General features: G+C 58.7%; 25 protein-coding genes. 2 read left to right on the forward strand and 23 right to left on the reverse strand.

The window, feature by feature from the left end:
- Positions 1 to 49: 49 nt before the first annotated feature.
- The 10 genes from R1W01_RS16315 to R1W01_RS16360 form a co-directional block, all read right to left on the reverse strand.
- Positions 50 to 1,246, reverse strand: a complete 1,197-nt coding sequence (locus R1W01_RS16315) for a phenylacetate--CoA ligase family protein (protein WP_232237126.1) — start codon at positions 1,244 to 1,246, stop codon at positions 50 to 52.
- 27 nt (positions 1,247 to 1,273) lie between these two features.
- Positions 1,274 to 2,083, reverse strand: a complete 810-nt coding sequence (locus R1W01_RS16320; protein WP_028095226.1) for an enoyl-CoA hydratase/isomerase family protein — start codon at positions 2,081 to 2,083, stop codon at positions 1,274 to 1,276.
- Positions 2,084 to 2,111: 28 nt separating this feature from the next.
- Entirely contained in the window at positions 2,112 to 3,263 is a 1,152-nt protein-coding gene (locus R1W01_RS16325; protein WP_136340186.1) for an acyl-CoA dehydrogenase family protein, read from the reverse strand.
- Positions 3,260 to 4,384, reverse strand: a complete 1,125-nt coding sequence (locus R1W01_RS16330) for an acyl-CoA dehydrogenase family protein (protein ID WP_243614202.1) — start codon at positions 4,382 to 4,384, stop codon at positions 3,260 to 3,262. The genes R1W01_RS16325 and R1W01_RS16330 overlap by 4 nt, the downstream gene beginning before the upstream one ends.
- Positions 4,371 to 4,820, reverse strand: a complete 450-nt coding sequence (locus tag R1W01_RS16335) for a MaoC family dehydratase (protein ID WP_136340184.1) — start codon at positions 4,818 to 4,820, stop codon at positions 4,371 to 4,373. The genes R1W01_RS16330 and R1W01_RS16335 overlap by 14 nt, the downstream gene beginning before the upstream one ends.
- Complete coding sequence (locus tag R1W01_RS16340; protein ID WP_243614203.1) at positions 4,817 to 5,536, reverse strand: transglutaminase-like domain-containing protein; 720 nt, start codon at positions 5,534 to 5,536, stop codon at positions 4,817 to 4,819. The genes R1W01_RS16335 and R1W01_RS16340 overlap by 4 nt, the downstream gene beginning before the upstream one ends.
- Before the next feature lie 63 nt (positions 5,537 to 5,599).
- Positions 5,600 to 6,736 (reverse strand): CaiB/BaiF CoA transferase family protein, encoded by a 1,137-nt coding sequence (locus R1W01_RS16345; protein ID WP_243614204.1) that lies wholly within the window; start codon positions 6,734 to 6,736, stop codon positions 5,600 to 5,602.
- 10 nt (positions 6,737 to 6,746) lie between these two features.
- The gene (locus R1W01_RS16350) at positions 6,747 to 7,604 is read right to left on the reverse strand and encodes a MaoC/PaaZ C-terminal domain-containing protein (RefSeq protein WP_243614205.1); all 858 of its coding nucleotides are present in this window, start codon (positions 7,602 to 7,604) and stop codon (positions 6,747 to 6,749) included.
- Between the two features lie 23 nt (positions 7,605 to 7,627).
- Positions 7,628 to 8,779, reverse strand: a complete 1,152-nt coding sequence (locus tag R1W01_RS16355) for a thiolase (protein WP_243614206.1) — start codon at positions 8,777 to 8,779, stop codon at positions 7,628 to 7,630.
- 3 nt (positions 8,780 to 8,782) lie between these two features.
- Entirely contained in the window at positions 8,783 to 9,160 is a 378-nt protein-coding gene (locus R1W01_RS16360) for a Zn-ribbon domain-containing OB-fold protein (protein ID WP_152467115.1), read from the reverse strand.
- A gap of 104 nt (positions 9,161 to 9,264) precedes the next feature.
- On the opposite strand from R1W01_RS16360, the gene R1W01_RS16365 reads away from it, so the two are divergent.
- Both R1W01_RS16365 and R1W01_RS16370 read left to right on the forward strand, forming a co-directional pair.
- Entirely contained in the window at positions 9,265 to 10,410 is a 1,146-nt protein-coding gene (locus R1W01_RS16365; protein WP_243614207.1) for a CaiB/BaiF CoA transferase family protein, read from the forward strand.
- A 30-nt stretch (positions 10,411 to 10,440) separates the two neighbouring features.
- Positions 10,441 to 11,607, forward strand: coding sequence for a CaiB/BaiF CoA transferase family protein (locus R1W01_RS16370; protein ID WP_243614208.1), 1,167 nt, complete (start codon positions 10,441 to 10,443; stop codon positions 11,605 to 11,607).
- Positions 11,608 to 11,628: 21 nt separating this feature from the next.
- On the opposite strand, the gene R1W01_RS16375 is transcribed toward R1W01_RS16370, so the two are convergent.
- The 13 genes from R1W01_RS16375 to R1W01_RS16435 form a co-directional block, all read right to left on the reverse strand.
- Complete coding sequence (locus R1W01_RS16375) at positions 11,629 to 12,786, reverse strand: acyl-CoA dehydrogenase family protein (RefSeq protein WP_243614209.1); 1,158 nt, start codon at positions 12,784 to 12,786, stop codon at positions 11,629 to 11,631.
- 205 nt (positions 12,787 to 12,991) lie between these two features.
- Positions 12,992 to 13,918, reverse strand: a complete 927-nt coding sequence (locus R1W01_RS16380) for an electron transfer flavoprotein subunit alpha/FixB family protein (protein WP_243614210.1) — start codon at positions 13,916 to 13,918, stop codon at positions 12,992 to 12,994.
- A complete protein-coding gene (locus R1W01_RS16385; RefSeq protein WP_090029138.1) occupies positions 13,918 to 14,676 on the reverse strand; it encodes an electron transfer flavoprotein subunit beta/FixA family protein in 759 nt (252 codons plus the stop codon). The genes R1W01_RS16380 and R1W01_RS16385 overlap by 1 nt, the downstream gene beginning before the upstream one ends.
- 42 nt (positions 14,677 to 14,718) lie before the next feature.
- On the reverse strand, positions 14,719 to 15,501 hold the full coding sequence (locus R1W01_RS16390) for an enoyl-CoA hydratase/isomerase family protein (protein WP_136340178.1): 783 nt from the start codon (positions 15,499 to 15,501) through the stop codon (positions 14,719 to 14,721).
- An 11-nt stretch (positions 15,502 to 15,512) separates the two neighbouring features.
- The gene (locus R1W01_RS16395; RefSeq protein WP_152467190.1) at positions 15,513 to 16,289 is read right to left on the reverse strand and encodes an enoyl-CoA hydratase/isomerase family protein; all 777 of its coding nucleotides are present in this window, start codon (positions 16,287 to 16,289) and stop codon (positions 15,513 to 15,515) included.
- Between the two features lie 79 nt (positions 16,290 to 16,368).
- A complete protein-coding gene (locus tag R1W01_RS16400; RefSeq protein WP_152467189.1) occupies positions 16,369 to 17,619 on the reverse strand; it encodes an ABC transporter substrate-binding protein in 1,251 nt (416 codons plus the stop codon).
- A 97-nt stretch (positions 17,620 to 17,716) separates the two neighbouring features.
- Entirely contained in the window at positions 17,717 to 18,955 is a 1,239-nt protein-coding gene (locus tag R1W01_RS16405) for an ABC transporter substrate-binding protein (RefSeq protein ID WP_411028170.1), read from the reverse strand.
- A gap of 33 nt (positions 18,956 to 18,988) precedes the next feature.
- Positions 18,989 to 19,798 carry an ABC transporter ATP-binding protein gene (locus tag R1W01_RS16410; protein ID WP_243614229.1) on the reverse strand — a complete coding sequence of 270 codons (810 nt, stop codon included), beginning with the start codon at positions 19,796 to 19,798 and terminating at the stop codon, positions 18,989 to 18,991.
- Positions 19,799 to 19,808: 10 nt separating this feature from the next.
- On the reverse strand, positions 19,809 to 20,882 hold the full coding sequence (locus tag R1W01_RS16415) for a branched-chain amino acid ABC transporter permease (protein ID WP_243614211.1): 1,074 nt from the start codon (positions 20,880 to 20,882) through the stop codon (positions 19,809 to 19,811).
- 3 nt (positions 20,883 to 20,885) lie between these two features.
- Entirely contained in the window at positions 20,886 to 21,773 is an 888-nt protein-coding gene (locus tag R1W01_RS16420; protein ID WP_067919594.1) for a branched-chain amino acid ABC transporter permease, read from the reverse strand.
- On the reverse strand, positions 21,774 to 23,693 hold the full coding sequence (locus tag R1W01_RS16425; protein WP_243614212.1) for an AMP-dependent synthetase/ligase: 1,920 nt from the start codon (positions 23,691 to 23,693) through the stop codon (positions 21,774 to 21,776). It abuts the gene before it with no gap.
- The gene (locus tag R1W01_RS16430) at positions 23,686 to 24,492 is read right to left on the reverse strand and encodes an ABC transporter ATP-binding protein (RefSeq protein ID WP_243614213.1); all 807 of its coding nucleotides are present in this window, start codon (positions 24,490 to 24,492) and stop codon (positions 23,686 to 23,688) included. Before R1W01_RS16430 ends, R1W01_RS16425 begins: the two co-directional genes overlap by 8 nt.
- Before the next feature lie 37 nt (positions 24,493 to 24,529).
- The gene (locus R1W01_RS16435; protein ID WP_243614214.1) at positions 24,530 to 25,384 is read right to left on the reverse strand and encodes an SDR family oxidoreductase; all 855 of its coding nucleotides are present in this window, start codon (positions 25,382 to 25,384) and stop codon (positions 24,530 to 24,532) included.
- Positions 25,385 to 25,425: the final 41 nt, after the last annotated feature.

Consider the following 25,425-nt stretch of genomic DNA (forward strand, 5'->3'; position numbering starts at 1 on the left):
CAGTGTCGGCTAAAAGGTCGGATTCAGGCAAAGCGCACAGAACCCGATCTCAGCGGTCTTTTTGGTTGACGATCAGTTCTGCATTTTCGGGTAGTTCCGAAACAATGTTCACCTCGTCAGCACGAATTCGTGCATGCAGTTTGAAGGTATCAGCGGCGGCTGCTTCTGCGGCGGAAGCGTCGGCACCGTCTTCCAGCACAAGCGAGAGGCGGATCATGTCGCGATCGTTCTCGCGCGTTACCACGGCCTGCGCGGCCTTTGCGCCCGGCGTGCCGATGACAACTTCTTCAACCACGCGCGGATAAACGAAAATCTCGCGCACTTTGACCGCTGCCCCGACCCGTCCCTGCAATGCTGAAATCCGGCTGACGGTGCCATCCGCGTTGCTTTCCAGGGCAAAGGCGCTGTCGCCGGTGCCGAACCGGATCATCGGCCAGGTGGCATCGCGCGCGGTCACGACAACCTCGCCAGGTTCGCCATGAGCGACCTGTTCGCCGCTGACCGGATCGCAGATCTGCACCACGCGGTCGGGATGAACCAGGTAGCCTTCGCCGCCATCCTCATAGGCGACAAGGCCCAGATCGGCGGTGGCATAGGCGGCCCAGGTGGACACGCCGTATTCGGCCTCGATCCGGCGGCGCTTGGCCATCCAGTCGCCCATCTCACCGCCGAGGAAGGCTGTCTTCACCTTCCATGCGTCGCGGCCATAGGTTTCGATCACCTTGTCCGCCAGCGTCAGGAAAAACGCAGTCGAAGCGCAGATCGAAGTCACGCCGGTTTCGGCGATGATCTGTGCCTGAAGCTCCGTATTGCCGACGCCTCCGGGGATCACCGTGGCGCCTGCGGCCTGTGCCGCTTCGTCGAACAAAAGCCCCGCGGGCACCAGATGATACATCCAGGTGTTCAGGATGATATCCCCCGGCCCCACGCCTGCCGCCTTGAACAGCCGGTCAAGGCCGTGGCCGCCACCGTCCGAAAGGGCCGGTTCGAAAATCGGGCCGGGGGACACGTAGATCCGCCCGACATCCTTCAGATCCGAGGCCAGGAACCCGCCAAAGGGCGGGTTCTCGCGCTGGATCTTCAGAAGCTCTTCTTTTTTCATCACTGGAAGACGCGAGAGGTCCGCCACCGATGTGACAGCTGCCGGATCGAATCCGGCAGCCGTAAATCGCGATTTCAGGCCAGGAGCTTTTTCGGCCGCAGCCGCATAGGCTTGAGCTATATCTTTGTAGATATCATCAGACATTTCCATGCCTCCTCGTCCAATCGGGCGTTAAAGCGGGCAGTCCTTACGGAAGTTCGGCGCGCGCTTCTCGCGGTGCGACAACACACCTTCCTTGACGTCCTCGCTCATGAAGCCAAGCATCTCCAGCGCGGTCGACGCATCAAAGATCGGCCCGGCCTGGCGCAGCCAGTTGTTCAGCGAATACTTGGTCCAGCGAATCGCGCTTTGCGAGCCGTTGGCCAGTTCGACGGCTGTATCCAGCGCGATCTGCTGCAGCTCGTCATCCTCGACGCACATTGATACCAGACCGATACGCTCGGCCTCTTCGCCCGACACCGGCTTGCAGGTCATCAGATAGTATTTCGCCTTGGCCATCGAGGTCAGCAGCGGCCAGATAATCGCCGCGACGTCACCGGCGGCAACACCAAGGCGGGGATGACCATCGACAATCTTGGCCTTCTTTCCGGCGATCGAGATGTCGGCCAGGATGGCAACCACAAGGCCTGCGCCGGCCGCAGGGCCATTGATCGCGGAAATGATCGGCTTGTTGCAGTTGATGATGTTATAGACGAGATCCTTGGCTTCTTTCCACGTCTTCATGATCTCGTGCGAATTGCCAATCATGTTTTCGATCAGGCTGAAATCACCCCCGGCGGAAAATGCCTTGCCCGCACCGGTCACGATGACCGAATTGATGTCTGGGTCACGGTCGATATCGATCCACATGTCCGTCATCTGAGTGTGGGTTTCGGCATCGACCGAGTTGAATGTCTCGGGCCGGTCGAACGTGATGCGCAGGACGCGATCCGCCGGGTAGTCAAATTTCAGTTTATCGTATTTTGCATAACGATCCGACATGGTTCTATTTCCTCCGTGGGGTATTGAGTCAGCCAGGCAGTCCCAGGACGGCCTTGGACAGGATGTTTCTTTGGATTTCGTTCGATCCACCGTAGATCGTGGTAGGTCTGGCCTTGTAGAAACTCGCCAGAACATCGACACTTACGTTGCCGACCTGAAGCGGCCCGATGGAGCCGCCATCGGGACCGGCTGCTTCGATCATCAGCTCGGTGATGCGCTGGAAGCATTCAGTCACCCAAATCTTCAGCATGGACACATCCGCACCGAGCGTCTCGCCACGTTTGAGCTGATCTGCAAAACGGGCATAAAGCGCGGCATGATCTTCCACATCCAGTGCCGCCTGGGCAAAGCGGTCACGGAACACCGGATCGTCAAACGCGCCACGGCCACGGGCAAAGCTTTCAAGCTGTCCCAGAGCGTTCTGGGCCAGACTTGGCGAACCGATGAAAATGCGTTCGAAGCTCAAGAGAGCCTTGGCCATCGTCCAACCCTTGTTCAGCTCGCCCACGAGGTTCTCGCGGGGCGTCCGTGCATTGTCAAAGAAGACCTCGCAAAACTCGGTCTCGCCCGACAGGGTCGTGATGGTGCGCACCTCGACTCCGGGTTGATCCATCGGAGCGAGCAGGAAACTGATGCCCTGCTGTTTCTTCGGCGCATCGGGATCGGTGCGCACCAGCATGAAAATATGCGTGGCGTCATGCGCCATCGTGGTCCAGATCTTCTGTCCGTTGATGACAAAGTCGTCGCCGTCAATCTCTGCGCGTGTGCGCAGGTTCGCCAGATCGGACCCGGCGCCGGGTTCCGAATAGCCCTGACACCAGATATCTTCGCAACTCAGGATACGCGGCAGCCAGTAATCTTTTTGTTCCTGGGTGCCGAATTTGATGATCAGCGGCCCGACCATCTGCACGCCCATGTCGCGGCCGCGATTGACGCCCCAGCGCTGCTGCTCTTCGTAAAAGATCAGCAACTTGGCGGCGTTCAGCCCCATACCGCCGAATTCAGCGGGCCAGGCTGGCGCGACCCAGCCCTTGGCGTGAAGCTTGCGGTGCCAATGTTCGATCTCGGCGAACTTCGGTCGGTGCGGCAGGTGACGCAGCTCCTCGGGATATTCCGCCTCGAAGAACTGGCGCACTTCTTTGCGGAACTCTGCATCGGTCATAGCGTTCCAGTCGGTCATTGTGCTGCCCCCTCTGCTTCGCGTGCCTCGAACCATATCCGCCTGTGATAGGCATCGTCGCCCAACCAGGCCGACAGCACCAGCGCCCGGTTCAGGTAGAGCCCGATATCGAACTCATCCGTGTACCCGACGGCCCCGTGCAGCTGGATGGCGTCGCGGGTGATTTTCTTGGCGGCGGTGACCGCGCGAGCCTTGGCCCGGCTGGCAAGCCGCGCCCGGACTTTTGGATCGGTTTCGCTGTCCATCTGCGCAAGCGCCTCCCGCACTCCGGCCTGCGCGACCTCGCACATCACGTTGAGGTCGACGGCACGGTGCTGGATGACCTGGAATGATCCGATCGGCTTGTCGAACTGCTCCCGCGTCTTGATGTAGTCGAGCGTGATCTCGAAGGCGCGCTCGCTCAGGCCGACAAGCTCGGCCGCGGCAAGCGCCGTTGCATCGGCGACAGCCTCGGCCAGTGCAGTGAGAACCGCACCGCTGCTGGCCAATTCCGCAGCCGGAGTTCCCGAAAACGAAAGCTCGCCCAGAGAGCTGCCATCGGCCTGCGTCCGCTTGTCGATGACAAGCCCCTGCGCGTCTGCCTCAGCCAGAACCAGAACCGGACCATCATCCTGTTCGGCCACGACAAGGAACCCGTGCGAACCGATCGCACCGACGACCCAGGCCTTGCTACCGGTCAGCTTTCCGTCCGCGTATCGGCAGGTCGCATCGGCAGGCGCCCCGTCGGGGCCGCGTTCCTGCCAGGCAACCGCCAATGAAATTTCGCCGCCGATGAGCTGTGCCATCTTCGGATGATCCGGACAAAGGCGGCGCAGAAGGCCGAGGCTCAGACCGATCGTCGACACGACCGGTTCCGGGGCAATCACACGGCCGACTTCCTCGGCGATGACACCCCCGGCGGCTAGGCCCATGCCAAGCCCGCCCTGATCTTCGGGCACCGCCACGCCGAAAACACCGGCCTCGGCCAGTTCCCGGACCATCTCCGGATCGAAACCGCCCCCGGCATCACGGAGTTGTCGGGCTCTGTCACTTCCGCCCGCCCGTTCAAACAACGTGCGCACGCTCTCGCGCAACAGGCGAAGGTCTTCTTGTTCGCTGGAAAGGATATCAGTTTGTGTCATTTTGTTTTCGCTGGATCATCACGGGGGTGTCGGTCGAAAAAACGACCTCGCCCTCGGGGTTTCTGGCGCTGAGCGTATAGTGCAAAACACCTCTGTCGGGCTTGCTTTTTGACGGTGTGACCGAGTTGACCGTCAGTTCGACATCAAGGGGTTCGTTCGGGTGCACAGGCCGCAGCCAGCGCAAATTATCAAAGCCCATGCCGCCGATATTGGCAACATCGACCATCATCTCGGTCATGACCGGCTTGAACACCTCAAGCATGGTCTGAAAGCCCGAGGCGATCAGGCTGCCATGTATGGCGGTTGCATAGTCTTCATCGGTGTGCAGCCGCTGCGGATCCCATTCCTTGGCAAAGGCCTTTATTGAATCCGCGCTCATCGGAGCGCTGCGAAAGCGATAGACTTGGCCCGGCGAGAAGTCTTCCAGATACCTCAAGAGGCACCCTCCTTTGCGAAACCGTCATCGTATCCGCTCGCATCCTTGGATATCCGGATGCGGTTGAATTCTTCCAGCTTCGGATAGGTTTGCTTGAACGCCACCAGGAACTCACCCATCGGCGCGTCGAAATAGAGACCACGGTCGTTCACATATTCCATGTGCCGGTGATTCTGTTGGTCGAACTCGTGAAAGAGCGCGTCGTTATAGCCGTCGAAGACCAGGGGTTTGACCCCGAATCTTTCACACAGTTCCATGTTGAATGCAGGTGTCACTTTGTAGGCCTCATTCCCCAACCACAGCTGAACATAGCCGTGGTAGATAAAGAGATCGGTCCCCATCAACTCCTGCAACTTGGGTGTATTCAGGTGGTTGCGCACATCCGCGAACCCCAGAGCGGCGGGGATACCCACAGCACGCAAACAAGCCGCCAGAAGAATTGCCTTGGGAACGCAAAACGCCGCTTCCGCCCCAGCGATACGGCTGGCACGGTAAGAGTCCTCATCCAGCGCAAAACAATAGGGATCATAGCGAATATCGTCGCGCACCGCTTCGAACAGGCGGATCGCCTTGTCTCGATTGGTTGCGTCCACAGGAAGATCACGCAAAGCCGATGTCACGAAACCCTGCACTTCCAAGCTATCGCTTTCCACAAAGCGCGATGGCATGACATAACGCTCAGCTTCAGTCGGCAGGTCATTGTCAGACTTGTTCATTGGCCCCTCCCTTTTTCTAACAATTGTTAGATTACCGATTCAAAACCTGCCCGTCAACGGGATTTACTCTGTCTTCGGTTGGTCTACGCCATAACGCGTATTGTCTTCGCCCAGAGTGGCTGCAACTCCGACCGAATTTCCCGAAGAACGGAACTCCGGCGCAATTGGCAGCGGCAAAGCAGGCGCGTCCCGGCCGGAGATTTTTACTGTCCGCCCGAACACGTCACGCGCTTTGAAATGCGGGTCATGTGCCGCCTCGGCGGGCGTTTTCACGACCGAACAGCAGCAACCTGCCGCTGCCAGCAAAGCCTCCCAATGGGTCGAGGGATGTTTCCTCAGACGACGTGCAACCTCCGCGGCACAGGCATTTGGATCGGACCAGTCATCGCGAAGGGCCACCGGCAAACCAATGACATCGCAGAACGACTGCCAGAACTTTTCTTCCAATGCGCCGACGGCGATCTGACGCCCGTCCGCAGCCGAATAAAGCCGATACCGGGCAAGGCCACCCGTCAGACGGCTGCCACCGCTTTCGATGTTCTGCCCGGCAATCACACCTTCGGCATGGGCCCAATAGGCAAAGGCGAACGCCCCCTCGGCCATTGCGATATCCAGATGCGTCCCCTGCCCGCTTGCCTGCCGTGCAATCAGGGCCAGCAGGATATTCATCACCGCAGGATAGGTTCCGCCGCCGATATCGGCGACCAGCCCGAACGGGGCCGTTGGCTGGTCATCCGGTCCACGACTGAGCGACAGGATACCCGCATCACCGACGTAGTTGAGGTCGTGGCCGGCGGCGCTGGCCTTTGGTCCGGTCTGGCCATAGCCGGTGATCGAACAATAGATGAGACCGGGATTGATCTTGCGCACCGCTTCATAACCAAGCCCCAGCCGGTCCATCACGCCGGGACGGAACTGCTCTACCAGAACATCGGCCCTCTCGATCAAGGGGCGCAGACGTTCCGCTGCGCCCCTTGACTTGAGGTCGATGGCCACCGATCGCTTGCCGTGGTTCAACACGGCAAATCCGATGCTCTCTCCGTCGATCTTGGGCTCGGTTTGGCGCGCGTCCTCGCCGACTCCGGGCCGTTCGAACTTGATCACTTCGGCGCCGGCCTCGGACAGCATGAGCGTCGCCATCGGACCGGGAAGAAGTGTGCTGAAATCCAGCACCAGGATATCCTTGAGCGGTTGAGCCATCTTCACTGCCTCAGGCGAAGCGCGCCGCGCCGTTGTTCAGAACAACCACGTCGCGTGCCGGTATAGACGCTCGAAACCGGGCCTCGCCGTCCTCTTCCCAGATTTCGAACCGCACGGTTTCGCCGGGATAGACCGGCGCCGAGAACCGAACATCCAGACCGACAAGCCGGGCAGAATCATAGTCCAGCAACGTCTTGAGAATCGCCCGGGCCGCCAGCCCATAGGTCGCCAGACCATGCAGGATCGGGCGGTCAAACCCGACAGAACGGGCAACATCCGGGTCAGCATGAAGCGGATTGAAATCACCGCTGAGACGATAAATAAGGGCTTGGCGCGGCAGGGTATCGATATCACATACATGATCAGGCGCCCGATCAGGCAGCACTGCGGGTGCCGGACCCGCCTGGTTTTCACCGCCAAACCCCCCATCACCGCGACAGAAAGCCGACATCGCCACGCGCGCCAGTTTTTCACCGCTGTCCGCGTCGATAATATCACGGCTTTGGTAAATGACGGCTCCCTTGCCCTCGCCCTTGTCGGCGATGAAGTCGATCTTACTGCGGCCGACAATCCGGCCATGTGTCGGCAGCGGCTTGTAGATGTCGAGCCACTGTTCTCCGTGCAGCACTTTTTGCCAGTTTACGCCGGTCTTGGGATCGCGCAGCCAGAAGCCGGGATACCCCAAAATGACCGCCATAGAGGGAACTGCCTTGAGCCCGTCCTCATAGACATAGGCCAGCTCCTTTCTGTCGGTCGGATCCTCGCCGAACCCAAGGCCGAGTGCATACAGGATGGTATCCCGCTCGGTCAGCGTCTGTTCGATTTCCTCAAAGTCCCAGTTCAACAGTGCATCGAAATCCAATGGCATTTACTTTCCTCCCTTAGTTGCCGTCAAAGCGTGTTTTGCGATCCAAGTATGGCCGTGACCTGACTGGACAGCACACCGCCGTTGCCATGCGCCAGCGCCAGATCGATATCCTTCAACTGAATGCCCGGCGCGTCGCCACGGATCTGACGGGCAGCCTCGATCACTGTGAAGATGCCGTACATCCCGGGGTGCACACAGGACAGGCCGCCGCCATTCGTGTTCACCGGCAAGACGCCGCCAGGCGCGATGCGTCCGCCCTCGACAAAGGCCCCTCCCTCGCCCTTGGCGCAGAACCCAAGATCTTCGAGAAACAAAATCGTGTTGATGGTGAAGGCATCATAGAGCTCGACCGCCTGGATATCCGCAGGGGTCACTCCGGCCGCCGCAAAGGCGCGCGCGCCCGAGTCACGGGCCGCGGTCACGGTGAAATCCTTCATCTGGGAAATCTGCCGGTGCGAGCTTGCCGTCGCACTGCCCAGCACATAGACAGGCACCTTGGGGAAATCCCGTGCGCGGTCCGCGCGGACCATCACGATCGCGCCACCGCCGTCGGTGACAAGACAACAGTCGCGCACGGTCAATGGATCGCCCACCATGCGCGCGCCCAACACGTCTTCTCGGGTCAGCGGGCCGCGCTCGAACGCTTCGGGGTTGTGTTGTGCCCATGCCCGCGCAGCAACGGCCACGTCGGCCAGCTGCTCTCGGGTGGTGCCATATTCATGCATGTGCCGGGCTGCGGCCATCGCATAGGCCGAGATCGGATAGCGCGGATTATATGGCGCCTCGTAGGCCGGCGGACGTGAAGCGGTCACGAGTCTGCCCGATGCGGTGCGCTGGTTGGAGCCATAAACAATCAGCGCGACATCACACAGACCGGCGTCCAGCGCCATGGTCGCGGACTTCAGGTAGTTTACGAAGGACGAACCGCCCGACATCGTGCCATCAATGAAACGGGGCTGGATGCCCAGATACTCCGCCGCCATAAGCGCCGGCATGCTGTCTTCCATCATGGTGCAGAACAGCCCGTCGACGTCGGACAGTTTCAGCCCGGCATCGCCAAGCGCCGCAAGCGCAGATTGCGCCATGACATCATAGGCCGTCAGGCCATGGGCTTCTCCGAAACCGGCATGACCGGTTCCCACGATGGCGGATTTCCCCCGAAGTTCTGTGGTCATGACTTATACCTCCGACGGCTTGAAGAGCACGGCCGGAACACCCTCGGCCTCGCCCACGAAAGCGGTTACAGCCATGTCGATGGCGACCTCACCCGGTGCAATGTCTTCGACCCGGCTCATCATTCGAACGCCCTCTTGAAGCTCGACCATGCACACGTTGTAGTCGCCACCGCGGTTTTGGCTGCGGCGCACGACGGTTGTGGTGTAGACCCGTCCCTTGCCGGTGGCCTGCTTCCACGAAATCGCGGCGCCATGACAATGTGGACACAGGACTCGCGGGAAAAAGTGATAGGCCCCGCAGTCGTCGCACTTGGGCAGCAGGATCTCTCCCTCTGCCAGCGCGCGTTGGAAAAGCTGGTCTGGTCCTTTGGCATCCTGCATAGGCGTTCTCCTTCAAGCGACCCAGTCTTTGTTCAAGCGTATTGATAATCTTTCTAACAATTGTTAGATTTAGTCAACCTTTCAGGATCAATTGAGAGAAACTCATGTCAGGTTCAGACTTAGCCCCCCTTTCCGGCAAACTCGTCGTTGCGCTGGAACAGGCAGTCGCTGCGCCTTTTTGCTCCTCGCGGCTGGCCGACGCCGGCGCGCGCGTGATCAAGATCGAACGCAAGGGCGCAGGCGATTTCGCCCGCGCCTACGATACCGCCGCCAACGGTGAAAGCGCCTATTTCACATGGCTGAACCGAGGCAAAGAATCGGTCGCCTTGGACATTAAAGCCGACGAAGACCGTGAAATCCTGCTCAGGATGCTGGAAAACGCAGATGTGTTTATTCAGAACCTGCTGCCGGGCGCGCTGGCCAAGCTGGGGCTCGATTCCGCGAGTCTGCGAGAGAGCTTCCCGCGTCTAGTGACCTGCGACATCACCGGATATGGCGAAGACGGCCCGATGCGCAACGCCAAGGCCTATGACCTTCTGGTGCAATGCGAGAGCGGTCTGGCATCAGTGACCGGTACACCCGACGGACCAGGACGGGTGGGCGTGTCGGCCTGCGATATCGCCACCGGTATGACAGCCCATGCTGGAATCTGCGAAGCACTTGTCGGGCGTGATCGCACCGGCAAGGGCAGCGGCGTTTCCGTGGCAATGTTTGATGTGATGGCCGACTGGATGTCGGTTCCACTGCTGTATCACGATTACCTTGGCAAGCCGACACCTCGTGTCGGACTGAACCACACGGTCATTTGCCCCTACGGGGCCTATGAATGCAAGGACGGTCAGCTTGTCGTCATTACCGTGCAACACAACGGCGAATGGCAACGGTTCTGTGAACACATACTGGGCGATGCGGCTTTGGCAACCGACCCCCGGTTCCATGACAACACGTCGCGAACTGAAAACAAACCCGCGCTCGAAGTTTTCATCAAGGCCGTGTTCGCCTCGCATGACCGCGCCGAGATGCTGAAGCGGCTTGACGCTGCGGGCATTGCCTCGGGCGCGGTGAACGACGTGGCGACCCTGTCCGGTCACCCCCAGCTTGACCGGTCCGTAATTCGCACGCCTTCCGGTGAAATCAACGTCCCGACCCCCCCGATCCGGCGCAGCCTCGGCGAAACGGCACTGGGCCCCTGCCCGGCCTTCGATGCGCAAGGCAAGGCCCTTCGCGCCGAGTTCGGCCGTTGTTCATAAAAAACGGTAGGCAACTAAGTGGACAATCAAATGACCGATGAGAACAATCCGGCGATCCTTCAAGACGTGAAGATCGTCGATCTGACTTCTGTAGTTTTCGGACCTTTGGCGACGCAGATGCTGGGCGATCTGGGGGCCGATGTGATCAAGGTGGAAGGCCCCGAGGGCGATCTTCTTCGCCAGGTCCAGCCATCGCGCAACAAGCTGATGGGTGCCGCTTTTCTGGGGGCCAACCGTAACAAGCGCAGTGTCGTACTGGACCTAAAAACGCAAACCGGACGCGATCAGTTGCGCAAACTGCTCATCGATGCCGATGTGATGATTTCGAGCATTCGACCTGCGGCGCTGGCCAGATTGTCTTTGGATCCCGAAACTCTACGCCAGGAAAACCCGAACCTGATCACGGTATCCGCCACCGGTTTCGGGCAGGACGGGCCCTATGCCGCCAAGCCTGCATTCGACGATTCCGTCCAGTCGGTGTCGGGATTGGCCAGCCTGGCGACCCTTCGCGACCCCGAGGCACCGCCCGCTTATGCCCCGACAATTCTCGCCGACAAGCTTGGCGGGGTCACCGCTGCCTATGCCGTGATGGGTGCACTATTCCACCGCGAACGTACTGGAGAGGCCCAGCATGTCGAGGTTCCGATGTTTGAGACGCTGGCCGCCTTCCTGTTGGCCGAACATATGGATGGTGCCACCTTTGAAGAGCTTCCGCAGGATTTCGGCTATGCCCGCATGCTGGTTCCGCACCGGCGTCCAGTTCAGACCGCTGATGGCTACATCACAATTCTGCCTTACACCAACGTACAATGGGCGCGGTTCTTCAAGACGGTTGGGCGCAATGACATGATCGACCATGTCTGGGTCACGGACATGGACGCCCGTAGCCGCAACATCGGCGCAGTATACGATATAGTGGCGCACATTGCGCTGACCCGGACCACAGATGAGTGGCTTGACCTCATGGAGCAGGCCGACATACCCGCCATGCCAGTGCGCCACCTGTCAGATTTGCCGAACGATCCCCATCTTGCCGCAACCGGGTTCTTTCAACGGATTGATCACCCGACCGAAGGTGCGATCTGGACGACACGCCCGCCGGTTCGCTTTTCGGCGACCCCTGCGCGACATGATCATCGCCCGGCCCCGCGACTTGGGGAACACAGCGACGAAATTCTGGGACCGGGCAGGGAATAGCCCCACCCGGCACCGGACGGATCAAACATCCATCGAGCGTGCGATCAGTTCCTTCATGATCTCGTTGGTGCCGCCATAGATCATCTGGACCCTGCTGTCGGCATAAAGTCGCGCGATGGGGTATTCCATCATGAAACCGTAACCGCCGTGCAGTTGCAGGCATTCATGCATGACCTCGTTCTGCGTCTGGCTGCCCCACCATTTCGCCATCGAAGCCGTGGCCGCATCAAGTTCGCCCGCTTCAAGACGCGCGAGCCCGTCATTTACGAAAGAACGTAGCAATTCGGCCTTGGTTTTGCATTCCGCCAGTTTGAAGCGTGTATTCTGGAAGTCCATGATCCGGCTTCCAAATGCCTTGCGGTCCTGAACATATTTCACCGTTTCATCGATCGCAAAATCAATAAAACCGAGCGCGGTAATGCCGATCATCAGCCGCTCCCAAGGCAGCTGCTTCATCAGCTGGTAGAACCCCTGCCCCTCTTCCGGACCAAGCAGGTTCGCCGTGGGCACGCGCACATCCTCGAAGAACAGCTCAGCAGTATCCGAACCTTTCATACCCAGTTTCTTCAGGTTCCGTCCCCGGCGAAAGCCTTCGGCGCCCTCGGTTTCCAGAACGATCAACGAAACGCCCTTGGCGCCGGCGTTGCGATCGGTCTTTGCCACGATAACAACGAGATCCGCCGTGTGCCCGTTTGTGATAAAGATCTTCGAACCGTTGATCTTGTAGTGGTTGCCATCCTTTTCCGCATAGGTTTGTACGTTCTGGAGGTCAGAGCCCGTTCCAGGCTCGGTCATGGCAATCGCCGCAACGCTGTCGCCGCTGACCAGTTTCGGCAACCACTTTTTCTTCTGTTCCTCACTGCCATATGCGTTGAGATAATGGATTACGATGGACTGAATCCCATAGCCCCAACCCGTATCACCGGTGCGCCCCTGCTCGTAGACGGTAATCGCGTCGAACCCGATGCCGCCACCGAACCCACCATATTCTTCGGCAATCGAGCCACCCATGACACCCTGCTGACCGACTGTTTTCCAGAAGTCGCGGTCAACAACTCCCTGCTCCGCCCATTTTTCAATCTTCGGAGCCATCTCTGCATCGAAAAGCCTGCGTGTACTATCGGCGAACATCTTGTGCTCATCCACTGCCCAACTCGGGGAGTTCTTGATCAGAGACATGTTTTATTCCTATCGAGTCATGCTTGCATTGAGGAAATCTAACAAGTGTTTTTTTCTCGACAATGAACCCGAGCCGTTCTGACGGAGCGTCACACGGCTTCGGACCGTGCGCATCCGGATTTTTCCAATCAACGCGCCGCCCATTCGGCTCGTACAAAAAGGCCCGACAAAACAGGCGGGCCTTTTTGTAATTTTTGCAATGGACTTACAGCTTGTCGGTCAATTCAGGCACAGCTTCGAACAGGTCGGCGACCAGACCGTAATCGGCCACCTGGAAGATCGGCGCCTCTTCGTCCTTGTTGATGGCGACGATGATCTTGGAATCCTTCATGCCGGCCAGGTGCTGGATCGCACCCGAAATGCCAACGGCGATGTAGAGATCAGGGGCGACCACCTTGCCAGTCTGTCCCACCTGCCAGTCGTTCGGGGCAAAGCCCGAGTCGACGGCGGCGCGCGACGCACCAACGGCGGCGCCCAGCTTGTCGGCCAGCTTCTCGATCAGCGCGAAATCGTCTTCCGAGCCCACGCCACGGCCACCCGACACGACCACGCCGGCCGAGGTCAGCTCGGGACGGTCGCTTTCGGCGACCTTGTCTTCGACCCATTCCGACAGGCCCGAAGCGGATGCGCCGCCCACGGTTTCCACAGTGGCCGAGCCTCCGGTGCCGGCCGCGTCGAAGCTGGCGGCGCGGAAGGACACGACCTTTTTCGCGTCGCCCGATTTCACCGTCTGGATCGCGTTACCTGCATAGATCGGGCGCTCGAACGTGTCGGCATCGACCACGCCCGAGACGTCGGTCAGCATCATCACGTCCAGCAGCGCGGCCACGCGGGGCAGCACGTTCTTGGCGTCGGTGGTGGCGGGCGCCACGATGTGATCGTAATCGCCTGCCAGCGACACGATCAGGTCGGCGGTCGATTCCGCCAGGCGATGACCCAGCGCGGGGTCTTCGGCGACCAGCACCTTGGCCACGCCGTCGATTGTCGCGGCTTCTTTCGCGGCGTCGGCGGCGGATGCGCCGGCGCACAGAACCGTCACGTCGCCCAGGGCCTTGGACGCGGTGACCGCCTTTGCGGTCGCGTCCATCGACAGTTCACCATTGTTGACTTCGGCAAGAAGAAGAACAGCCATCACACCGCTCCCTTTTCCTTGAGTTTCGCAACCAGCTCGTCGACCGAGCCAACCATTTCACCGGCGGCGCGTTCGGCCGGCTCGGACGTCTTGACCACGGTCAGGCGCGGGGTGACGTCGACGCCGTAATCGGCGGCGGTCTTTTCATCCAGCGGCTTTTTCTTGGCCTTCATGATGTTGGGCAGCGACGCATAGCGCGGTTCGTTCAGGCGCAGGTCGACGGAAACGACGGTCGGCATCTTGACCTTGATGGTCTGCAGGCCGCCATCGACCTCGCGGGTGACGACGGCGCTGTCGCCATCGATGCCCACTTCCGAGGCAAAGGTCGCCTGGCTCCAACCGAGGATCGCCGACAGCATCTGGCCGGTGGCATTCATGTCGTTGTCGATCGCCTGCTTGCCGCAGAGAACCAGACCGGGCTGTTCCTCTTCCACGACCTTGGCAAGGATCTTGGCCACTGCCAGCGGCTCGATATCCTGGTGCACGTCATCCGCTGCGACGACCAGGATGGCGCGGTCGGCGCCCATGGCCAGTGCGGTGCGCAGGGTTTCCTGCGCCTGTTTGACGCCGATGGATACCGCGACGACCTCTTCGGCTTTTCCCGCCTCTTTCAGGCGGATCGCCTCTTCAACGGCGATTTCGTCGAACGGGTTCATCGACATCTTAACGTTGGCGAGATCGACACCGCTGCCATCCGCCTTGACGCGGACCTTCACGTTGTAGTCGATCACGCGTTTCACAGGCACGAGTACCTTCATTGGCGTGGGCTCCTTGAGTTTTGCGATAAGGTTTCAACCGAGCTAACGGTCTTTGAATTCTGGAGTTCTTTTTTCCGAGAACGCTTTCATCGCCTCGGGAAAGTCATGCGCGCACAGCAAAACGCTTTGGGCATCGCGCTCGATATCCAGCGCCTCGAGATAGCTGCACTCGGCTGCGGCGCGCATCACACGCTTGGCGGTCTGAACGCCAAACATCGGGTGCGTTGCAATCTCGCGGGCAATTTCCAACGCCCGTACCTCGACCTGGTTGGCCGGCACGCATTCTTCGACAACGCGCAGGTCCCTAGCGGTGCGTCCGTCGATCTCGCGGCCCGTGAGCACCAGCATCCGCGCCACCCCCGCACCGGCACGCTGTTGAAGCAGCCAGCTTGATCCCGTGTCAGGACAGCCGCCGACGCGCGCAAAAACTTCGCACAGCCGGGCATCTTCGGCAGCAACGACAATGTCCGCCGACAAGGCCAGGCTTAAACCCGCGCCAAAAGCCACGCCGCATACCGCGGAAATCAGAGGTTTGCGAAACAGATAGGCCGCGCGTCCGCCATCGTGAACCAGCTCCACCATTTCCGATGTCGCCTTTGCGCCTTTCGCGATCTCAGACTGAAACCCGACAAGATCGCCGCCGCTGCTGAAATGATCGCCACCGGTCATAACAACGACACGGATCGTAGCGTCCCGTTCGGCTTCGCGCAGGAGCGCCACTAGTTCTTCGACGAACCCGATGCTGTAAGGGTTGCGTTTTGTCGGCTGAAGAAACCGCAGGATTCCGACAGGGCCATCCCTGTCCAGGCGAATAAGCTCAGTCATTCAAGCCTCCATCAGGTCCCGGTCCAGACGGGTGCTCGCTTTTCAGCAAAGGCCTTTGGGCCTTCAATCGCGTCGTTGCTGGCGTAAACCACCTCGTGCAGGCGCTTGCCCTCTTCCAGACCACCGGCACAGCCAAGATCCATGGTTGCGCGAACACTGCCTTTCGCGGCAACAACCGACAGCGGGGCCGCGCTGGCAATGCGTTTGGCAAGGTCGAAGGCCCGTGCGCGGACAGCATCGGGAGTGTCTTCGATATAGTTGGTGAACCCGTATTCGTGCAGGCGCTCGATCGGCATCAAGTCGCCGGTCAGAACTATTTCCATAAGGATGGGCTGCGGCAGCATGGACAATGCTGGCGATGCCCAAGGCGATCCACGACCGATCTTTACTTCGGTGATACCGACCTTGGTCCCCTTGAGACCGACCCGCAGATCGCAATTCAAAGTCAGCATCATTCCGCCCGCCATCAGCGACCCCGTCATCGCCGCGATGATCGGTTTCTTGCAGGCGCGCATTGTCTCGTGAAACGGGTCGCGCATCTTGGTCAGAATATCGACGCCCTCGTCGCGTGCGATTTTTGTGGCTTCCTTCAGATCCAGTCCGGCGCTGAACACGCCACAATCGGCCGAAGTCAGAATGGCCACACGAACGCTGTCATCCGCCTCGATCTTTTCCCAAGCATCGGTCAGCCCGTTCGTAGCCGCCACGGAAAGTGCGTTTTTGCGTTCGGGCCGGTTAATACAGACGGTTGCAATTCCGTCTTCGATCTTCACGTCAATGGGGCTCATGATACCTGCTTCGCTTTCTCGGGACAATCTAACTGCGGAAAGCTTCCCCGCGACGTGTCTGCCGCGGGGAAGCCCAGTCTTATTCGACGGTGAAAGTCGCCGAGCTGTGCTTGATGACATCCCAAACAACGTCGAGATAGTCGGCGCTCCAGTCGGTCAGCGGAACCCAGGTTTCGCCATTCCACTGTTCGACCCGGGTCTTGCCACCACCTCCGTGGTCTTTGTCGGTCACTGTAACCGGGGCCATGATGCCGTTTCCATCGAAGTTCTCGATCGATTCAAAGGCATTCTTCATGGTTTCCGGTGTGATCGGCCAACCGTTTTCGGTAATCGCAATACGCGCAGCTTCGAAACCGGCCGAGTAGATCGCCATGCCCGTATTGTAGTACACGTCGCGCACGAGGCTCTCGGGTCCGCTGCCCTTGCCATTGGCATAGTAGGTGTCCAGCATCGTCTTGACGATCGGAACTTCCTGGCCACCGGCCACGTTCGTCCCGCGCAGGATGCCTTTCGCCTCTTCCGCGCCGATATTGGCGATATCGACTTCGTTCAGCCAGTTCACCGACAGATAGCGGTCGATCGGGAAACGGTTGCGGCGCATTTCCTTCGAGGCGACCACATGTCCGCCCGCCAGTAGCCAGCTGATCACATAGTCGGGCTTGTCGCGGCGGATTTTGCTCCATGCGCCGGCTTGATCCGACCCGGGAAGCGGTACGGGATACAGCTCCAACTCGAACCCTTCCTTTTCGGAAAGCGTTTTCAGGATCTCGATCGGTTCCTGGCCAAAGGGATAATCCAGATAGATGAACCCGATCTTCGCCTTGCTCAAGTCACCGCCCATCTGACCCTTGATGAAGGCAACGTCATTTGCCGCCTGCTGCCAGTACGTCGGACCGACCGGGAAAACCCATTCGAACACTTCGCCGTCCACCGCGTCACCGCGGCCAACGAAAGACTGCATCAGTACGTTACCGTCCTTCATGGCACGCGGCAAAACCGCGTTCGTGACCGGCGTGGACAGAAAATTGAAAAGGAAAACGCCTTCGCGCTTGAGCTGCTCATAGCATTCCACGCCACGCTGCGGTTCGTTGCCGTGATCGCGAATGATGACTTCAACCGGATGCCCTTCAATACCACCGTTTTCGTTGGTGTACATCGCGAGATCCTGCGCGGCCTGGGCCACCTGCGGCGAAATGAACGTGTAGGATTTACTGAGGTCGAAGCAGAGTCCGAAGCGGATCGGCTCCTTGTCCTGCGCTGAGGCCACAGTCGCGCTTGCTGCCAGCGCAGTAGCAAGGACCACTGCCTTAATGTGCTGTTTGACTTTCATGTTTTCTCTCTCCCGTTTCTAGGGTTTAGGGCGATGATACCGTTTCGTAAGCGCCGCTGCCGCCCTGCGTAGCGTCACCCTTCCTGCTACCTGTCTTTCACTGCTCGTATTTTGAGGAACTTTCTTTCACCACGTCCCACACGACGTCCGTGTACTCAGAGATCCAGTCGGTTTGCGGCACCCAAGTCTCCCCGTCCCACATCTCGATCCGGGTCTTACCGCCGCCGCCATGATCTTCGGCCGTCACCGTAATGGGGGCCATCAGCCCGTTCGCGTCGTATCCCTCAAGAGATTCCAGTCCGGCTTTGTAGGACTCCGCGGTTATCGGAAGGCCTTCCTGTTCTGCCGCCCTGCGCGCGGCTTCGAACATGATTGAATACATCGCCAGACCGGTGTTGTAGAAAACGTCCTGCGTCTTCTCGATCGGGCCGGACCCCTCGCCCTTGTCATAAAGCTCGGACATGATTTCCTGATACAGGGCAATATCCTGACCGCCCACGACATTGGTACCGCGCTTGATACCCTTGGCGGCCTCTTCACCGATGTTGGCGATATCGACTTCGTTCAACCAGTTGACCGATATGTACTTGTCCATCGGAATGCGATTGCGCTGCATCTCCTTCGACGCAACCACATGCGCACCGCCCAACATCCAGACGATTACATGATCGGGCTTGTCGCGGCGCACCTTGGACCACACACCGGCCTGGTCACTGCCCGGAAGCGGCACGGGGTACAGCTCAAGCTCGAAACCCTCTTTTTCGGACAAGGTTTCCAGGATCTCGATCGGCTCCTGTCCGAAAGGATAATCGAAATACACAAACCCCACCTTCACGTCCGACAAGTCGCCATCATGCAATTGCTTTATGTAGGCAACATCATTGGCCGCCTGTCCCCAATAGGTCGGTCCGACCGGATAGACCCATTCGAAAACGGTGCCGTCAACGGCATCGCCTCGGCCGACAAGCGACTGCATCAGGATACGCCCGTCTTCCATGGCCCGCGGCAGGATAGCCAGAGAGACCGGAGTGGACAGGGTATCGAAGACGAATACACCCTCGCGGCTGAGCTTGGAGTAGCACTCGATTCCGCGCTGCGGTTCGTTCCCGTGGTCACGCACGTTGACTTCGACCGGTTCCCCACCGATGCCGCCCTTCATGTTGATGAGCTTGGCAAGGTCCATCGCGGCCTGCGAAACCTGCGGCGTGGCAAAGGTATAGGCCTTGCTGAGATCGTAGCAGATGCCGATCTTGAATGGCTCTGCCAGCGTCTGGGTGCCGAACATTGCTCCGCCGAACATTGATAATACGGCCAACGCTTTGGTAAGTTTCTTCATTTGTTCCTCCCTGAACAGTTTCCGAATAGTACGTTAGCTCAGCCAACGTTTGCGTCGGCTGTAGTGCTTGACGTTGTGAAAATCAGTCTCTCCGCCGCCTAGATAGAACTCCTGAATATCGGAGTTAGATTTGAGCGCCTCGGCCGTGCCGTGCATAACAACGCGGCCGTTCTCGATAAGATACCCTTGCGAAACGATCTCCAGAGCCGCCAGGGCGTTCTGTTCCACCAGCAGTACGGACAGGCCCTCATCCTTATTGATCTTTTGCAGGATGCCGAAGATTTCCTCGACCAGGAACGGAGCAAGCCCGAGACTTGGTTCATCAAGCATCAACAGCTTCGGCTGGGTCACGAGGGCCCGCCCAATGGCAAGCATCTGTTGCTCACCACCCGACAAATAGCCTGCTTGCGAATTTTTGCGTTCGGCAAGCCGCGGAAAATATCCGTAGATCTTTTCCTTTTCCGCATTCAGCGTTGATCGGGACATTCCGCGTGGCGCGGCGGCGGTCAGGTTCTCGTCGGGGGTCAGGTGTTCGAAGACCCGCCGCCCTTCGATGACATGACAGATGCCCATCTCGACGCGTTTTTGCGCGAGCGCTTCGGTAATGTCCGTTCCCTGGAACGTTATCTCACCTCGGCTGATGCGTCCGCGCTCGGCCTTCAAAAGACCGCTGATCGCTTTCAACGTGGTACTTTTCCCAGCTCCGTTCGATCCCAAGAGTGCGATCATCTCGCCCTTTGGGACTTGGACCGAAACACCTTTGATCGCCAGTATTACATTGTCGTACAGTACTTCGACGCTGTTCATGGATAGAATGTTCTGGGCTTCAACTTTTTCTTGCATCGGCATTCCCCTATTTCTTGAACTGATCGAAGGGCCAGACCATCAGATAGTCTCTGATGTTGCCGTAGAGTTTTCCCAAACCGAGTGGTTCGATCAGAAGGATAATGACGATCAGTGCGCCATAGACTGCGTTCGGGATGTGAGCGAGTGTTTCAACATCGATCTGCATGCCAAGCCCGTCACTCAGCGTGACGACGAGACCGTTCACGATACCCGGAACAAGAAGGATCAGGGCAACACCGAAATAGGAACCGATAATGCTGCCAAGGCCGCCAACAATCACCATCGCAAGAACCTGGATCGAAACGGCAACCGAGAATTGCTCGGGTGCGGCGAGAAAGAAAAAGGTGGCAACAAGCAACGCACCGCTGACGCCTGCGATGAACGAAGAAGTCGCGAATGCGAGGATTTTGTAGTAGAAACTGTTCACACCCAGGATCGCGGCCGCAAAGTCTTTTTCCCGGACAGCGACCAAGGCGCGACCGAGTCCAGTACGCTTGAGATTAAGCATGAAGATCGTCACCAACACACACCAGCCGAAGGCGACATAGTAGAAGCCAGTATCAGTGGTAATCTCTTGCCCGAGCAGCGCCAATGTCGGTGACTGGAGCGACGCGTGTGAGCCCCCCGAGATCGCCGGAGAGTGGGTCAGAACCCAGTCCATCACGAATTGCATCGCAAGAGTGGTAAGGGCGAGATACAGTCCCTTGACCCGCAAAGCGGCAAAAGCAAATAGGCTGCCGATTACCGCTGACGTCAATCCGCCGATGATAAGGGCGAATTCCCACGGCACCCCGAAACGCGCGGCATGGATCGCCGAATAGGCGCCGACGGCCATGACCGCAGCATAACCCAAGTGAAGTTGGCCTGCCCAACCTGTCACCAGATTCAATCCAAGCGCGGCGGCCGTCCAGATCAGCCAGGGAAGCATGTAGCTGTTCAGATAAAGCGACGGGATGATGAATGGCGCGGCAAGGCCAATCAAGAAGATGAATGCTGTCAGATTCCGGTCAGCAGGCACCTTGAAGATTCGGCTATCCGAAACGTAGTTGGCGTGATGGACGCCAGAAAGTCTGTAAAACATGCCTTACACCCTTTCGATGTCGTGACGACCGAACAGCCCGTGCGGACGGATCATGACGGTAAGAATGAGCACAGCAGCGACGATAAGCTCACGGCTTCCGCCTCCGACAAGCGGATCGAGGAAATCAGCGCCAACGTTTTCGACGACACCTAGGATGATGCCTGCGATCACGGCGCCAAGGATACTGTCGAGACCACCGAGAACGGCAACCGTCAGACCTTTGAGAAGCAACAGCGACAGCGCCTGATCGACACCCTGAATCTCACCCCAGATGACGCCAGCGGCGACGGCAACAACTGATGCCAATGCCCAGGACAACCCAACGCCGCGCTCAACCGAGATACCTACCGACCATGAAGCCATGTAATCATCCGCGATCGCCCGCAACTTGATCCCGGTCCGGGTTCGGAAAAACAGCATGAATGCGACAAACAAGGCGAGCGCAACACCGGCACCAACCAGATGGATGCGGCTGATGAAGATGTCGCCCAGGAACAGCGGATCATAGCTGACGCCCAGTTCCATCGAACGCGACGTCCCGCCCCAGATCGCAAGCGTTGTACCCCGAAGGAAAATGTCGAGGCCGAGTGTCAGCATCAAGATCATGACAACCGGCCGACCTGCGAGACGGCGCAAAGCAACACGCTCAATGCCGAACCCAAGGCCGAACATGACAACCGCAGCCAGAGGGATGGCCAGCCACAAGGGTAAACCCACGTCGCGTGCCAGCGCCAAGACCACATAGGCCCCGACCATGGTCAACCCGCCCTGCGCCAGATTGGGCACCGAAGATGCCTTGTAAATCAGCACAAGGCCGATGGCGAATAGCGAGTACAGCAGACCCGTCAAGGCTCCGTTGATCGCAAGCTCTGATAGAAAGACCCAGTCCATTTATACCTCCCTGATGGGAAGGCTTCTTTCGACCTTCCCTACTTCCCCGGTCTCGTAAGTCACCTGCGCGCTTACATGGACCTCTTTTGAACCGTCGTAGAGCGCCGCGATCACGTCAGCATAGCGTTCCTGAACGACCTTGCGCCGTAGTTTTCGTGTCCGTGTGATTTCACCATCGTCCGGGTCGAATTCTTTCGGCAGACTGACAAAGCGTTGCAGGCGCAATGGTTCGGTGACGGCCTTGTTGACCCGTTGGAAGGCCTCGCGAAGCAACGTCGCGACCTCTTCACGCTGAGAAAGATCGGCATATGACACGTAAGGTACGCCGTTCACTTCGGCCCAGTGCCCCACGGCCTCGAAATCCACGCAGACCATCGCCGTCAGTTCCTTCAGCCCGGCGCCGATTACGGCAGCATCCTTAATATACGGGCTGAATTTCAACCGGTTCTCGATGTAGTTTGGCACAAACCGCTCGCCTCCGGCCGTATGCATGACCTCGGAGACGCGCCCCAGAACAACCAAGTGTCCATCTTCCTCCAAATACCCGGCATCACCTGTATGCAGCCACCCGCCCTCAAGGGCTTCGGCGGTCGCTTCGGGTTTGTTGAAGTACCCTTCGAATACGCTGTCCGAGCGTACCAGGATCTCCCCGTCCTCGGCGATGGTCACCTCGACGCCGGGCGCGGGTTTGCCAACGGTATGAAGGCGCACTTCACCCGGAGACTGAATTGCATTGATCGCGCTGTTTTCGGTTTGGCCATAGAGTTGGCGCAATTTGATTCCCAAGGCTCGGTAGAAAACAAAGGTGTCTTCGCCGATCGCTTCACCGCCGGTGAACGCGTTCTTGAGGCGGTTCATTCCGAACTGGTCCTTGATCGGACCGAAAATGATTGCCTCACCCAAAAGTCGGCCCAAAGGCTCCAATATACCACCGCTTTTTCCGTTCAGCTTGCGTGTCTCAGCTGCGATGGCCCGATCCATGAAGAAATGGTACAGCCATTTCTTGAAAGGGGTCGAATTCTCGATACCCACCTGGATTGTCGTCAGCATTTGGTCCCAGCTTCTCGGCGCCGCCAGATAGAAGGTCGGAGCGATCTCGCGCATGTCGCGCACGACCGTTTCCTGGCGCTCAGGCACATTCACGGTGAAACGCCAAAGGAGTGCCGCGGCAACGGTTATGGCGAAGTCTCCCACCCAGGCCATCGGCAAGTACGCGAGGATCTCCTCATTTTCGTCGAAGGCACCCGCCGCATGTCCATTCCGAGCAGCAGCAAGAACGTTCTTCTGACTCAGTACGATGCCCTTCGGCGCGCCCGTCGTTCCGGAGGAGTGCAGAAAAATGGCCGGATCTTCCGGCTTCGCACGACTAAGCAGTTCCTCACGCAGACCCGGGGTTTCGTTCAGATCGTGCTGACCAACTTCGATCAGGTGATCCCAGGACATCAGCCCTTCAACCTCGTAGAAGCCAAGACCGCGCGCTTCATCATAAATGATGTGGTCGATGCCCTCGGCGCCCGCGTCCTTCAGTTCCAGGATCTTGTCAACCTGTTCCTGATCTTCCGCAATAGCCGCGACGATCTCGACTTCGCCAAGAAAGTGCCGTAGTTCCTCAAGAGTTGCGCCCGGATAAGCGGGCATGGCGTAGGCACCCAGCAACGAAACAGCCAGCATGCCGCCATAGAGCCGCGCACGGTTATCGCCCAGAACAAGCACTGCTTTGCCAGGCTTCACGCCGAATTTTTCAAGCCCAGCCGCACAGGCCACCACCTCTTGGGCGTATTCCGCCCAGGTGGTTTCTTTCCATATCCCACGCTCTTTTTCGCGACGGGCGATATCTTTTCCGTGGAGCGACGCGTTCTTCGCCAGAAGTGCACCAATCGTTTCGCCGCCTGAAGACCGGTTCTTCGTAAAATCAGTCATGCGACCCTCCGATATATGCCTCGATGACCCGCGGGTCCTTCACAACCTCCTTGGGGATGCCACTGGCGATCATTTCACCGTAATTCAGGGCCAGCATCCGATCACAAATGCCGGTGATGACATCCATATGGTGTTCGATCAGCAGAACGCTGACGCCGCGTTCGGCACGGGCATCCAGAATGAAACGGGACATATACCCTTTCTCTTCCTGGTTCATGCCAGCCATCGGTTCATCGAGAATCAGCATCTGTGGCTCGGCCACCAATGCCCGCGCCAGCTCGACCCGCTTTTTCAACCCGATCGGAAGACCATCGACCAACTCATGCCGGATGCTCTCGAGTTGTAGAAACTCGATCACCTCCTCGACGATTTTACGGTTCTCGATTTCTTCACGCTGTGCTGCCCACCAATATAGCGCCGTGCGCAAAACGCCTGGGCTCATGTGGATGTGCCGCCCGAGCAGGATGTTGTCCAGAACACTCATCCCGTTGAACAGGGCAAGATTTTGGAACGTCCTGGCAACCCCAAGCTTGGCAACCTTGTGAGGCGCTGTGCCCGTGATGTCTTTTCCTGCCAGCCGGACTTTGCCCTCGTTTGGCGGATAAAATCCGGTAACTGCGTTTGTTAGCGTTGTCTTGCCGCTGCCATTCGGACCGACAAGTCCAAAGATTTCCCCTTGTCGAATAACGAGGTCAACACCGGTGACAGCGACGATGCCGCCGAACCGTCGTTCAACCCCGCTGCACTCCAGTATCGCCCCATCATCGGCTCCGATTGCTGTTTTAATCTTTGTCGTCATCTAGATATCATTGTCCCCCTAAGGTTCACGGCCAACATCAGGTAATCCGGAAGTAGTCCGGCCGCCCCGTTGGCCATGGATCCCCCCACAATTGCTGCCCACCGTCGATGTTCAGAACTTCACCGGTTACGAATTTCCCTGAATTCGCTGCCATATAGACAACCCCTTCAGCGACATCCCATTCGTCCCCGGCGTGCCGCATCGGGTTGGAGTCCTGAAAGGTCGCAGAACCCTCCGGAGGGTAGTTCCCGAAACCGTTGCTTTCGCAGCAACCCGGCGCCACGCAGTTCACTCGGATACCGTGCGGGGCCCACTCCACCGCAACCGACTTGGACAGGTAAACTACCCCTGCCCGGGCCGCACAGGTATGCGCGATGCCGGGCATGCCGCGCCAGATATCGGCCACGATGTTGACGATGGAGCCCGATTGCTTGTTGGCCACCCAGTGGCGCGCCGTGGATTGCATCATCCACCACGTGCCGTTCAGGTTGGTGTCTATGACCGCATTCCAGCCCTTTGGACTAAACTCCAACGCTGCTTGCGGAAACTGACCCCCAGCATTGTTCACCAATACGTCAATCGCCCCGAACTCCTGGTTCGTCTTGGCGACAAAATCCTCGACCTGCTCAGGCTCCCGGATGGTCATAGGCACAGCAAAAACTTCGCCCCCGAAACTTTCAAGGAACTCCTTGGCCAAAGCCAGTTTCTCTTCGTTGCGTCCATTGATCGCCAGATTGGCCCCAAGCCTTGCGAACAGGGTCGCAATTGCCAGCCCCAATCCGCCTCCGGCCCCAGTCACCACAACGATCTTGCCGGTGAATAAACCGCTTGTGTAAACGGTTGCACGTTTTGACAGATCCCCCCTCGAAGACCCAAACTGCGTCTTATTCATGACGCCTCCTCCCATTCCCCACTAGGGGTATCTGCCATTAA

The sequence above is a fragment of the Shimia sp. FJ5 genome (assembly GCF_032918335.1).
Taxonomy (GTDB): Bacteria; Pseudomonadota; Alphaproteobacteria; order Rhodobacterales; family Rhodobacteraceae; genus Shimia; species Shimia aestuarii_A.

Bases quoted from the DNA above. Each gene is read 5' to 3' on its own strand.
- R1W01_RS16410 (WP_243614229.1), bottom strand. From the start codon at position 19,798: ATGCAAGAAAAAGTTGAAGCCCAGAACATTCTATCCATGAACAGCGTC.
- R1W01_RS16325 (WP_136340186.1), bottom strand. From the start codon at position 3,263: ATGACCGACTGGAACGCTATGACCGATGCAGAGTTCCGCAAAGAAGTG.
- R1W01_RS16435 (WP_243614214.1), bottom strand. From the start codon at position 25,384: ATGAATAAGACGCAGTTTGGGTCTTCGAGGGGGGATCTGTCAAAACGT.
- R1W01_RS16390 (WP_136340178.1), bottom strand. From the start codon at position 15,501: ATGACTGAGCTTATTCGCCTGGACAGGGATGGCCCTGTCGGAATCCTG.
- R1W01_RS16405 (WP_411028170.1), bottom strand. From the start codon at position 18,955: ATGAAGAAACTTACCAAAGCGTTGGCCGTATTATCAATGTTCGGCGGA.
- R1W01_RS16400 (WP_152467189.1), bottom strand. From the start codon at position 17,619: ATGAAAGTCAAACAGCACATTAAGGCAGTGGTCCTTGCTACTGCGCTG.
- R1W01_RS16415 (WP_243614211.1), bottom strand. From the start codon at position 20,882: ATGTTTTACAGACTTTCTGGCGTCCATCACGCCAACTACGTTTCGGAT.
- R1W01_RS16385 (WP_090029138.1), bottom strand. From the start codon at position 14,676: ATGAAGGTACTCGTGCCTGTGAAACGCGTGATCGACTACAACGTGAAG.
- R1W01_RS16375 (WP_243614209.1), bottom strand. From the start codon at position 12,786: ATGTCTCTGATCAAGAACTCCCCGAGTTGGGCAGTGGATGAGCACAAG.
- R1W01_RS16370 (WP_243614208.1), top strand. From the start codon at position 10,441: ATGACCGATGAGAACAATCCGGCGATCCTTCAAGACGTGAAGATCGTC.
- R1W01_RS16380 (WP_243614210.1), bottom strand. From the start codon at position 13,918: ATGGCTGTTCTTCTTCTTGCCGAAGTCAACAATGGTGAACTGTCGATG.
- R1W01_RS16315 (WP_232237126.1), bottom strand. From the start codon at position 1,246: ATGTCTGATGATATCTACAAAGATATAGCTCAAGCCTATGCGGCTGCG.
- R1W01_RS16365 (WP_243614207.1), top strand. From the start codon at position 9,265: ATGTCAGGTTCAGACTTAGCCCCCCTTTCCGGCAAACTCGTCGTTGCG.
- R1W01_RS16320 (WP_028095226.1), bottom strand. From the start codon at position 2,083: ATGTCGGATCGTTATGCAAAATACGATAAACTGAAATTTGACTACCCG.
- R1W01_RS16350 (WP_243614205.1), bottom strand. From the start codon at position 7,604: ATGCCATTGGATTTCGATGCACTGTTGAACTGGGACTTTGAGGAAATC.
- R1W01_RS16355 (WP_243614206.1), bottom strand. From the start codon at position 8,779: ATGACCACAGAACTTCGGGGGAAATCCGCCATCGTGGGAACCGGTCAT.
- R1W01_RS16425 (WP_243614212.1), bottom strand. From the start codon at position 23,693: ATGACTGATTTTACGAAGAACCGGTCTTCAGGCGGCGAAACGATTGGT.
- R1W01_RS16420 (WP_067919594.1), bottom strand. From the start codon at position 21,773: ATGGACTGGGTCTTTCTATCAGAGCTTGCGATCAACGGAGCCTTGACG.
- R1W01_RS16395 (WP_152467190.1), bottom strand. From the start codon at position 16,289: ATGAGCCCCATTGACGTGAAGATCGAAGACGGAATTGCAACCGTCTGT.
- R1W01_RS16430 (WP_243614213.1), bottom strand. From the start codon at position 24,492: ATGACGACAAAGATTAAAACAGCAATCGGAGCCGATGATGGGGCGATA.
- R1W01_RS16345 (WP_243614204.1), bottom strand. From the start codon at position 6,736: ATGGCTCAACCGCTCAAGGATATCCTGGTGCTGGATTTCAGCACACTT.
- R1W01_RS16340 (WP_243614203.1), bottom strand. From the start codon at position 5,536: ATGAACAAGTCTGACAATGACCTGCCGACTGAAGCTGAGCGTTATGTC.
- R1W01_RS16360 (WP_152467115.1), bottom strand. From the start codon at position 9,160: ATGCAGGATGCCAAAGGACCAGACCAGCTTTTCCAACGCGCGCTGGCA.
- R1W01_RS16330 (WP_243614202.1), bottom strand. From the start codon at position 4,384: ATGACACAAACTGATATCCTTTCCAGCGAACAAGAAGACCTTCGCCTG.